The sequence below is a fragment of the Segatella copri genome, from assembly GCF_019127135.1.
In the GTDB taxonomy this organism is placed as follows: Bacteria; Bacteroidota; Bacteroidia; order Bacteroidales; family Bacteroidaceae; genus Prevotella.
In genome coordinates, this window is the sequence record NZ_JAHOEA010000219.1 from 1 (window position 1) to 314 (window position 314).

Sequence of the window (314 nt, forward strand, 5' to 3'; positions counted from 1 at the left end):
CGCTGACCACCACGCCGTTCAAGGCGGACTCACGGATGTACTCCGCCAACTTGCGATTGGCTTTTCTCGCCCTCAGTCTCAAAGCCTCGTAGCTTGGCTTAGAGAACTTCACCGTGACAGACTTCGACAGCTTGCGAACCCTGCCCGTAGGCGGTCTTCCGCCCTTTTTCCTATTCTGTTCCTGTATGTTTGTCATTCGATATACTGTTTACAGTTGGTACACTTACTTTCTGCGACCGTCGGGAGCAAAATTCCTCCGCCCTCATGGTGGAGCGAGGCGTTTTGGGGTTCCCAAAACATAACCTCGCTCCCTC

1 protein-coding gene is annotated in these 314 nt (G+C 53.5%); it reads right to left on the reverse strand.

Annotated features, from left to right (window positions below):
* Nucleotides 1-196 (reverse strand): plasmid mobilization protein (locus KSW37_RS15935; RefSeq protein WP_437183423.1); only part of this gene is annotated, 196 nt, incomplete at its 3' end.
* Nucleotides 197-314 lie beyond the last annotated feature (118 nt).